Genomic DNA, 10,164 nt, shown 5'->3' on the forward strand with positions numbered 1-10,164 from the left:
TATGAATTTATATTCTCTAAATATTTTATTTGTGTTAAATTAATTTATTGTATTTTCATTTAATATTAACTAATTTATTTTATAAATTACCTATAATATATTAATTAATTCCACTTTTGGTAATAAAACATATAAATATTTATGATGCTAATTAACATTCATCATTTTATATAATTCATTTTCTTCCTTGGCAATTCTTGTCTCTATAGCTTTTAAAATACTCTGAGTTTCTTCAACGAATCCCATTAAATTAGCTTCAATTTTATTCTTAGTATTAAATTTTTTTTTATAACTAGTGAATACTTGTGAAATTTCACCCATTTCATTCATATATAAATTAGCCATTTTCTTAAGTGATAAATCTTTACCATTAATCAAGGTTGGATATAAAAACTTATCCTCTGATGTTAAGTGAATTTGTAATTTTCCTGCGAGTTTATTTATATGACTTGCTGCTTCCATTGCATTTAATACCATAACATTTTTATTTATCATTTCTTTTATTAACCTTATTTCATCTGATATATCTCCGTGTTGTCTCATTAAATTATTTAAATTCATGGTGATACCCCCTACTGATTTACTACCTTTATTATAAACAAAATGTAGTATAAGTTATGTACCATTTGTTACAACTTTTAGTATATATTCTACATTTTAATTAATATTAGAAAAGGTCATATCAAAATAATCTATTAATCTTAAATTAATATATTTTGATATAACCTCTTATTTTCAATTTATAACTGTTTTTATATAATTTTTACAATGTTCTGCTACTCCATTTGCAGCCATCATTGCACTTTTTATTGCGCCTTGTATCCAACCATGTTCCTGCGAAATATGTTCACCAGCAAAATATACTCTATTGCCATATTCAGGTTGGCTAGAAACATAGGAAAATAGTCTTTTTTGGCCAGGCATATAATAGCAAACAGCTCCAAAAAATCCTTGTTCATTATTCCATTGTATGGTTTTATTATCCAATACTATATCATCAAGATATCCTTTTTTGAGTCCTTGGACATGCTCTACTTGGGTTTTTATCCATTCTAACCTAGTTATTGGTTCCAAATTACCAAGACGCACTGCATCTCTAGCTAAATTATAGGATGCCATAAGAACTCCACCAGCCCCTTCATAACTTTTATACTCTCTTCTCACAGAAGGTATTACCTGACTTTCCAGATCAGCAATATTGTACTCAATATTATAAGATGGGAACCATATACTTCCTACTGGCAAGTCTGTATAAGAGGCGCCACCTATTATTGCTTTACTAGGTCCCCCTTCTTCCCAAAATTTCTCCTTACACATAAAAATAGTTTTTTGTCCTGCTATATAATTAACCTCTTTAATTGCTTGCATTTTACCTGTACTAAACATAGGGTATACAATTACATTTCGAAGACTAGAAAAAGGAATAGTACATACTACAAAATCAAAACTTTGACGACTAGTAGTGATTTCACCTTCACTACTATATTCTAAAATAACAGTATTGTCTTCATTATTTTTATATATCCCTTTTACTCTAGTTCCATTATTCCAAGTTATCTTACCTAACTGATTCTCTGAAATATTTTTGTATTCCTTTGGATTTAGTGACTTCAACGAGCGATACATAGCAAGGGGTAAATTAACCATTCCTCCATCTATTTGGTATCTAAAAGCATCATCTACAGCATACTGTTCTTGGAGACTTTCAATATAACTATTGTCATATAGCCATCCCGAGAAAGTTGCAATGCATGATATTAATTCTATAGCACCTTCACTTAATCCCCGTTCTTCAAGCTCTCTTCTTATGCTTATACTATCAAAATATTCAATTTCTGGAGAGTAATTTTTTTTATTTTGCAACAACTCTCTTCTTATATCTGGACTGATTTGAAGTAAGCTAGCTCCTAAGCCATAACTTACAAGCTTTTGCCATGGCTCTTGTCTTTCCCATGGTGCTAAATTAAATTCAGGATATATTTTTTCCATAACACTTCTTCCATCTGGATCATTGATAGCTCTTTTATTTCTCACATAAATAAAGGCATTATCATTATTTTGAACAAAAGGTGTTGTTCTTAATTTAAATTGATTTATATACTTCCATGTAGCTTCATGACTTACTGGTATTCTCATAGCACCAAGCTCGCCATAATACCTTTTATTTTTATCAAAATAGTAAGTATAAATTCTTCCTCCTATACGTTCCTTTTGCTGCTCAAATATAGTTATGTCAAAACCCAATTTCCTAAGCTCAAAAGCAGCAGATAAACCTGCAATTCCTCCTCCTATTATACCTACATTAAGCCCCTTGCATTGACCTGGCGATAATATAGTTGTAATATCCTTTGGTGGACTGAGTAGTTCAATTAAATTATAGTAATCTTCTATTCGACCTACTTCTTCTAAAGCAAGCCTTAGCATACTATGCCTTTCCTCGTCTGTAGGATTACTTGGCTGCACAACTTTAATTTCCCTAGCCAAATAGTTTCAACTCCTTTTAGTTCTATAGTAATTATAATATTCTACTTTACTAAAAAGAGTTCTATTATTTAAATATATAATCAAACTAGAAATAACATATTACTGGTGTACCCTGAGTTATATATTCAAATATCTTACTAGCTACACTATATGGAGTATTTATACATCCATGTGATCCATCTTNNTATATTTCTCCTCCAAATTTTGAACGCCAAGTAGCATCATGAATACCGATATCCCCATTGAAAGGCATCCAATAATTAACGGGTGCCGCATAATCTTCTCCTCTTAAGGTTGCATTTTTTTCTTTGTAAGTTAAACTGTAAATACCTGATGGTGTAGCATGTTTACTATCAGCATTGCCACTAACCATAGGCCCTTCTGTAATTAAAACTCCATCATTGTAAAACCATATATGCTGGGTTGTTAAATTAATTTCTACATAGGTATTTCCGAAATCATTTGTACCATAAGCTACAGCTGTTTGAGCATATATAGGTTGTCTTTCTTCCTTTTTCCCATCTTTAATAGCATTAATTAAAGATTCAGTTTCTTCACTATAATTAATTAACCATCCATAGTCACCTCCGCTTACATTTACAGTAGTTCCAAGAGCGGTTTTAAAATTCCTTGTAGCCCCATAGGTATCATATTTAATGGACAGTGAATTTACATATTCTCTTGCCTTTTCTTCATCAATAGATACCTTAAAGTTTTTATCAATATGAAGCCAATTATGAATAGAATCTCCATTTAATACTTCTTTATTATCTCCAAAATTATGAGTAATTACTGAACTTATATACTTATCAAGAGTATTTTTAGCCTTTACCACTTCCTTTGAATTAGCAGTATACTTTGGCTCTTCATAGCACTTAGTTTCATCTAAATTTATTTCGTCTACTTTATTATTAAGTGCTTCCTTAACTTTTTTGTATAGTATATCTTTATTTACCATATTTCCTTGAATCTCTTCTTTAATTACGTATTCATTATTTTCATATTGAATTTTAGCATTCTCAGGTTTAATTATATTGTCATCCTTAAAACAATTTAAACTATGGAACTTCTTTTTTAACAATTCATCATTATAAGATACTTCTTTTTCTAACTTATAATCACTAGTATTAAAAATTCCATAAATCCATCCAAAAGCACTTTGATATTCCTTCAAATCTTCAATTTTATTTTCTAAACTATACTTATATTCAATATCCCTTCCATTTATATTTTCTTCAACATTACCTCTCTGCTCTAATTTTAATATATAAGCTTCACTTTCTGCTAATATATCAGCTTCTATATCTTCCGTGGTTTTTCCAGTAACACTAACTCCATTAATCTTAGTTCCAAAATAAAATCTCTTCATAAAATATAAAGATGTGCTTAAATATATAATTAGCAAAATACTAATGGAAATTATAATACCTATAATTATCCTCTTCTTTATATTCACACTTTTTTCTACTTCTTGATCTTTAATCTCCATAGTAACCCCCTATATAACTAGTAATTGCAAATAAATTTACCCCAACTATTTACAATTAAATAATATTAAAAATACATTCTCATACTATATATACTAATCATACCACATTAAAAGTACAAAAATATAGGTTATACCCATTATTATTAAAGTACAACCTATAAGTTTTAATTTATATCTTTTTCAATCATTAATTTGTAGTCTCTGAAGCAAGAGTAGCTTTATTGAAAGTTTTATCCATATTATCATTACATAATGACTCTGCTTCCTCTCTTGAAATAACATTATTTCTTATCATAGACATTAATACAACTTCACTTCTTTTCTTTGCTCTTTCATAATTTTTGGATAATGCATAGTTTTCTGGTGATTGTGGTAGTCCTGCTAACAACAACGATTGAGATAAAGTTATTTTATTGGGTGATGTATTAAAATATCCTTTAGAGGCTTGTTTAATTCCAGAATAACCATCACCATAATATATTACATTTACATATAACTCTAATATTTCTTCCTTTGAGTAATTATTTTCTAGTTCTCTAACCACAAAAATTTCTGCAATTTTTCTTTCCAATCTTTGCTCATGAGTAAAAAATAAGTTTTTTGCTAATTGCTGTGTTATTGTACTTCCCCCCATAATTATTTTTCCAGCATCGATATTGCTAATAGCTGACCTTCCTATGGCTATTAAATCTATTCCATTATGATTATAAAATCTATGATCTTCTACGGATACAATGGCATCTAGAAAATCTTTAGAGATTCCATCTATAGTTATATAATCCTTATTACTTCTTATATCATTAATTTTTTCTTTTACCCCTATATCAGAGGTAGCAGCTCTATATAAAGAATATCCATCTTGCAAAACAAAAACTCCAAGTGCTGTCATGAAAACAATAATCACTAAAGTAAGTTTAACTAATAACTTCTTCATTGCAACCCCTCCTTATAAGTTTATTATACATCCTTTAGTTCCCATGTGTTATCGAAGTAACTTACACTTATCTTACATTTTTGTAATTTACAATTTTATAGGTTAATATAATAATTATTAATTACTAATATTAATTAATATTATAGTCAACTACTAGTGATTTAAAGAAGACTTTAAAATAAAAATACTATCATCAAAGAATTCATAAGTATTCATTAATGATAGTATTTTCCTATTTAATAAAGAGTCTATGGATTTTAAAACTTGATATTGCTCTATTATTTTTACAATTTAAATATTGTATTTCTTTTTAACTATTATATCTATACTTACTAACCTAGAATATAATTCCCCACATTATTGTAGAAACTAAAGTCATTGATAATCCTACTAAAGATTCATATGGTATTAATTTCAAACGCTGTCCTATGCTCATCCCTGTTGCTCCTGCTGTTGCANNAACCATCGCCGCTCCTCCTATAGGTGATATACCTACACCCACTATGGCTTGTGAGAATGTAGCTGATGCTATAGTTGACCCTGAGGTTGTTGAAGCTGTAGCAGCACACATTAATATTCCAGAAATAGGTGCCAATACAAAGGCTGGCATATTTAGAGCATTAAGCACTCCTATAGTTGTAGCCTGTAATCCTGATGCCTTTATTATTCCTGCTACAGTACCTGTCCCTATTAAAAGTATTGCTACAGGCATCATTTTAGATAATCCAAAGGTTAGATATTCGTTAATATTTTTACCTTTGCCCATAACTAAAACTCCTATAATACCTCCAACTGGCAGTGCTATAAGTGGATCTATTGATATTCCTACTAATGGTCTAAGTGATAATAAAATTATAGTTACAATTGGACCAATTATTGCTGCAAAGAAAGATGGTAGTTCCACCTCTTCAACTTCTTCTATTTTTGTTTCTTTTGCACTTTTATACTTTTTATTAAGTAAGGAAGCCAATATTACTGTAACTATAAGTCCTACTATGGCAGGAATTATATTAGCTACCATTAAAGATGATAATTCTACCCCAAAATTTTCTGCTGCTGCTATGGTATTAGGGTTTGGCGATATTATATTTCCTGCCTTACCTCCACCAATCATAGCTAAAAGTATAACCATAGGTGAATATCCTAATTTCTTCGCTATTGCAAGGGCTATAGGTGCTACTGTTATTACTGCTACATCTATAAATACTCCAACAGCTGTTAGTATCATGGTTGATAACGCTATGGCAAATAGCGCTCTTTTCTCACCTAAGCTTTTTACAATTTGATCTGCAATTTTTGCTGCTGCTCCTGTCTTAATAAGTACTCCTGCTAAAACTCCAGAGGTCACTATACGAAGAATTGCTGGCATAATATCTTTTGCTCCGCTTATCATTACACTTACAGTTCCTTCAATTCCTGCTCCTCCTACTAACCCTCCAACTACTGCACCTAATATTAAACTATATACAGGTTGTACTTTTTTAATGATTAATACTATGGCTACTACAAGTCCAAGAAAAGCTCCTAATGTTGTAATCTGTACTTCCATTATCGTCACCCCTATTTAAGATTTTTATTCTTTCATTGTCTTTATAAGTCTAAAAATTTGTGTCATTGTTGATGTCATATTCTTTATAGCTGTATCTTTATTAACTGCTTCTTCTATAGTCATAGCTGAATTTATTATAGAAAAATAGGCATCTATTCCTTCTTCATTACACTTAACGGCATCTTCTGTAGTGCATCCTGCTACTGCTATTACCTTAACCTTATGTTTTTTAGCAAGCTTAGCAACTCCTATAGGCGCTTTTCCCATGGCAGTTTGATTATCTAGTCTACCCTCGCCAGTAATAACTAAATCTGCATCCTTTATAGCTTCTTCTAACTTAATTTCTTCTAATATTATCTTAATTCCAGATTCTAGTTTTGAATTTAAGAATCCTAAAAATGCAAATCCAAGTCCACCTGCTGCTCCCACACCTTCTGTCTCAGCTATATCTTTTCCTAAGTGTTTTTTAACCACCTGTGCAAAATTTCTAAGGCCTCTATCTAATTCTTTCACCATCTCAAGAGTTGCACCCTTTTGTGGTCCATAAACATAGGCTGCTCCATTTTCTCCGTACAAAGGATTAGTTACATCACACGCTATTTTGAAGGTGCACTCATCTAGTTCCTTCAATTTATTATGTGTTTTTATAGCTTTTATCTTATTTAATACCTGTCCACCAAAACCAACAGGTTCATTGTTTTCATCATAAAACTCATATCCTAAGGCCTGTAGCATTCCTACTCCTGCATCATTAGTAGCACTTCCACCTATTCCAACTATAAAGTTTCTACACCCCTCTTTTATGGCAGCTTTTATTATTTCTCCAACTCCATAGGTAGTAGTTTTTAAAGGATTTCTTAGTTCTGGTGGAACTAGTGAATAACCTGCCCCTTGAGCCATTTCTATTATTGCTGTATTGTTATTTTTTAATATCCCATACTTAGCCTCCACCTTTTCTTCCACTGGACCTGTAACAGATATAATTTTGCCTTCACCATTCATGCCTTCTACTAAGGCATCTACAGTTCCCTCTCCCCCATCTGCTAATGGCATTATTTTTATATCTGAATCACTATCTACATTCAATATTGCTATTTTTATTGCATTAGCTGCTTCAATTGAAGTTAAACTTCCCTTTAAAGAATCTATAGAAATTACAATTTTCATTGCTACCTCCTCCTTTTATCAAATTATATCAAAGGATTTTTGTCACTTCTATGTTACATACAACAAAATAATACGTTTTCACACCTTAATTTTTGTCATATCTAATATTGAATTTTCAAATTTAAAATCCTTCATAAAAATATTTTTACTTATAAATAAAAATATCTCAAAATTGGTTATAATCAATCCTCATTTTTATTTCATTGATACCTATTATTCCATATAGATACAATTTCAATAAAAACTTTAGATTTAATCAATTTTGAGATAATTCATTATTAAAAATTTCTTTGCATTTTGCCTTTTATGATAGTTTTATAGCTAAATAAAGTATTACAGATTCATTAAATTTTCTTGGATTAAATCCTGATTTTTCATATATTCTTTCTAATCTGTACTGAAGGGTATTTTTATGTATATATAGCTCTTCTGCAGTTTGTTTTAGAGACATATCATTTTTATAATAAACCTCCAATAAATTTATATCCTCTTCATCAAGAGATTTTAATACCTTATCCTTATACTGATTTTTCGTTTCATTATCTACGCTCTCTAAAATAAGCTCTAAATTCAAGCTATCAAGATAAGTTAAAATATCATGGTTTTCAGCAGAGTACTTAAGGGCAATTCTAGCTTCTTCATAAGATTTATACGCTTCATATAAACCCTTTAACCTCCCTACCCCCCCAGTTAAAATTCCATGATACTTACTTAATGTTTCCAAATGAGTATTTCTTAATTTATTATATCTTTCCTGGTTTACTAAAGCTATGAATTCATTAGGATAAATATATAGTTTGAATATATTACCAATATCATCTAATACACCCTTTATGTGATTCTCTATAGTCTCTAGCTCTCTTAGATTATGATACTTATTTATTTTTAAAATAACTATAGCAAACTGCTGATCTAACTCTATTCCAAATTCCTGAAGAATATTTTCAATTTCATTTTTATCTTCAACATTATTATATATCAACGACTTTACAACATAATTTATTCTCTGTTTATCTGCTTCATATTTATAATTTAGCTGCTGTTCTTTTATAAATATTTCTGTGATTTTAGTAACTAAAAATCCAAATTTACTAACTTCACTAGGCTCTCCAGTTATACCTATAGCACCTACTGCAATATTGTTTATTTTTATGGGATAGTTTATACCTTTTCTACTTCCTTTATATTCCTCATTATCTTCAACAGTTACATTACTCAAAGTTTTTATAGCATTATGTCCTGCTTGATGAAAGGTGTTAAGTCTAGATTTATCCGTACTACCTATAATTATCCCATCTATATCTATAAAATTTATATCTTTATCTACAACCTCTTTAACTGCATTTACTATTTCTTGAGCTAAGTTAAAATTGATTTTATTAATAATCATGATTTAAATCATCTCCTTGTGAAGCGCTATAGACAAACTTAAAGGAGGTTACATTGTAACAAATATTATAAACCACTAAATTAATTCATCCTGCTTTAGTAAATTAAACAATGTAGGATTCAAATTAAATTCATTCATTAAAGCATTAACCTCTGAAAGTGCCTTTTCCTTTTTTTCCTTAGTTATACTAGTCTTCGACGCCCTTATTAATATGTTTTTAGGAGAATGAGCTATATCTATAAATTCTAAAAGCTGAGTTTTATATCCTAAAGATTCTAAAAGATTTCCTCTTACTGCATCAGTCATAAGAGCTGCTACTCGTTCTTGAACTATGCCATACCTAGTAAGTATAGATAAGGATTCCGTGTTCATTTGCTTATTAAACTCATGCTGACAACAAGGTACAGAAAAAATCATTTTACTGTTCCATTTAATAGCATTATATAGTGCATAATCTGTAGCAGTATTACAGGCATGTAAGGTAATTACCATATCAACCTTATCATTATATTTAAATCCATTTATATCACCTAACTCAAAGTGTAAGTTGTCATAATTATATCTTTTAGCAATATCATTACATTTCTCAATTACATCCTTTTTAAGATCTAGACCTATCATCTTAACATTAATTTTCTTAATCTCTACAAAATAGTAATATAGTACAAAGGTTAAATAAGATTTCCCACATCCAAAATCTAAAATTGTAAGCTCTTTATAATCATTCTTTTTAATTTCATCATCAATGACTTCAACAAATCTATTTATTTGTTTATACTTATCATACTTAGAATTTACCACCTTACCTTCTTTAGTGAAAATTCCTAAATCTATAAGAGGTTCAATTATCATTCCTTCTTTAAGGATATAATTCTTTTCTTTATTATGTTCTTTATTAATAATACTTTCATTATTGCTTGTTTTCTTTCCTAAATGAACTTTACCTTTTTTAGATATTCTTAAATCAAAGGTAATATTACTTGCCCAAGCAGAAACTTGTTTATAATTATCCACTATATACTCTAAGACTTTTTCCTTTAATAAATCTAAATGAATGTTTTCATGAAATACCTGCTTATCAGTATACTTTTCTATTTGATAATACTCCTTCGAGTTGTTTTCCTTTAATATAAATATTATTTTGTTATATT

The 10,164-nt window shown here is 29.6% G+C and carries 8 protein-coding genes; all 8 read right to left on the minus strand.

The window, feature by feature from the left end; all coding sequences use genetic code 11:
* Positions 1–147: 147 nt before the first annotated feature.
* Positions 148–561, minus strand: coding sequence for a hemerythrin domain-containing protein (locus tag B2671_RS03095; protein ID WP_346869109.1), 414 nt, complete (start codon positions 559–561; stop codon positions 148–150).
* A gap of 174 nt (positions 562–735) precedes the next feature.
* Complete coding sequence (locus B2671_RS03100) at positions 736–2,484, minus strand: flavin monoamine oxidase family protein (RefSeq protein WP_414632607.1); 1,749 nt, start codon at positions 2,482–2,484, stop codon at positions 736–738.
* Positions 2,485–2,569: 85 nt separating this feature from the next.
* Positions 2,570–3,973: a L,D-transpeptidase family protein gene (locus B2671_RS03105; RefSeq protein ID WP_346869110.1), complete on the minus strand. Its 1,404-nt coding sequence runs from the start codon at positions 3,971–3,973 to the stop codon at positions 2,570–2,572.
* A gap of 187 nt (positions 3,974–4,160) precedes the next feature.
* Entirely contained in the window at positions 4,161–4,907 is a 747-nt protein-coding gene (locus B2671_RS03110) for a biosynthetic peptidoglycan transglycosylase (protein ID WP_346869111.1), read from the minus strand.
* Between the two features lie 337 nt (positions 4,908–5,244).
* On the minus strand, positions 5,245–6,456 hold the full coding sequence (locus B2671_RS03115; protein WP_346869112.1) for a GntP family permease: 1,212 nt from the start codon (positions 6,454–6,456) through the stop codon (positions 5,245–5,247).
* Positions 6,457–6,480: 24 nt separating this feature from the next.
* Positions 6,481–7,623: a glycerate kinase gene (locus B2671_RS03120; RefSeq protein ID WP_346869113.1), complete on the minus strand. Its 1,143-nt coding sequence runs from the start codon at positions 7,621–7,623 to the stop codon at positions 6,481–6,483.
* A gap of 304 nt (positions 7,624–7,927) precedes the next feature.
* Positions 7,928–9,013, minus strand: a complete 1,086-nt coding sequence (locus B2671_RS03125; protein ID WP_346869114.1) for a CdaR family transcriptional regulator — start codon at positions 9,011–9,013, stop codon at positions 7,928–7,930.
* 75 nt (positions 9,014–9,088) lie between these two features.
* Positions 9,089–10,164: SAM-dependent methyltransferase (locus tag B2671_RS03130; protein WP_346869115.1), on the minus strand; the 1,076-nt coding region annotated here is incomplete at its 5' end.

Origin of the sequence: Clostridium sp. UBA5119, assembly GCF_002414285.1 — a bacterium.
GTDB lineage: Bacteria > Bacillota > Clostridia > Clostridiales > Clostridiaceae > Clostridium_J > Clostridium_J sulfidigenes.